This window comes from Chitinophaga silvisoli, assembly GCF_003412465.1.
GTDB classification, from domain to species: domain Bacteria; phylum Bacteroidota; class Bacteroidia; order Chitinophagales; family Chitinophagaceae; genus Chitinophaga; species Chitinophaga silvisoli.
Genome location: NZ_QTJV01000074.1, coordinates 1 through 1,155 on the forward strand (window position 1 = coordinate 1; position 1,155 = coordinate 1,155).

At 27.9% G+C, this 1,155-nt stretch carries 2 protein-coding genes; both read right to left on the bottom strand.

What is annotated here, in order from left to right:
* Positions 1-335, bottom strand: a 335-nt coding sequence (locus DXN04_RS34470) for a hypothetical protein (protein ID WP_147320183.1), incomplete at its 3' end; no start/stop codon positions are given.
* A gap of 130 nt (positions 336-465) precedes the next feature.
* The coding region (locus DXN04_RS35145; RefSeq protein ID WP_158569345.1) for a hypothetical protein at positions 466-1,155 on the bottom strand (690 nt) is incomplete at its 5' end.

Below are 1,155 nucleotides of genomic sequence, written 5' to 3' on the forward strand. Positions count from 1 at the left end.
TTAAAACTAAGTTTATTCATAATATCAGCCATATAAGTAATAGCTGTATCTCTAGCTTTAATTGTACTAAACAAACCACGTTCTTCTTTTTCAGCAACAGAAGCTATATCATCCATATTACGAAGTTTAATAGCTCTAGCTTCAAGAAGAGCATTATAAGCTTGTCTTCCAGAAGTTTTAACATTAATACCTCTATCAGCTATAATCTTCTTAAAGATTGGGTCTTCAACCATAGCTATAAGACTATAATAATCTGCATTATTAGAACCATGTTCTTTAATAATAACATTATTAAGATTATTATATCCTACAAGTTTAATATTTCCACAACTCATAAGTTTATATTTAAGTTTAAATTCATTAATAGTAATACCTCTATGACTAATGTAAAGTAAAATTTAATTACATCGTCATAGAGGTGATTTCCTTTCGTTTTAAGCGACTTTTATATTTGCTCGATTAATTCTACATACAGCTAAAACTGATGCGTCCTGTGTCAAGCAAAGTGGCAAATTCGGGCTGTTGTGCTATCGATAAACGGCTAGTTAATTCAGCCATATTCAGCACTATATCATCATCAACACTACTAAACATATCAAGTCCATCATTAAGATTATCATTATTATAATTATAATCTTGACTATTATCTTCATTAGGATTTTCAATTTGTTCTGTACTAGCAGTTTCTTCTTCAAACTGAAAAGTTCCTTGAATAGCCTCTTGATTATTTTCTTTAGGTATTTTTTTAATAGCTTTATAAGCATCTCTAGCAGCAGCTAATAAACTATCTTCATTAATTTTAATACCTAACATATCAGCAATAACTTCAAGAAGTCTACTAAATAAAGTCTTACGTTTATTAGTTTTTCTATTATCATATTTTATTTCATTAAGAGCTGACATAAGAGCATTACTAGTAATACTTTCAACTAGAAATTCTTCAAGAGCTTCACTTGTATTAAAGTTCTCAAATAAATAAGGTTTAAGTCTTTCTTTAGTAGAATTATCTTGAGTATCAAGCCAAAATTTAAATTTATCATATATAGGTTTAACTAAAGCAAGAGCTTGTTCAGTATTATATTTAGTATAAAGTTGTCTATGTAAACTTTCATGAAGTATAATATTAATAACTCGATAAACTCTTTGACCTGCAAT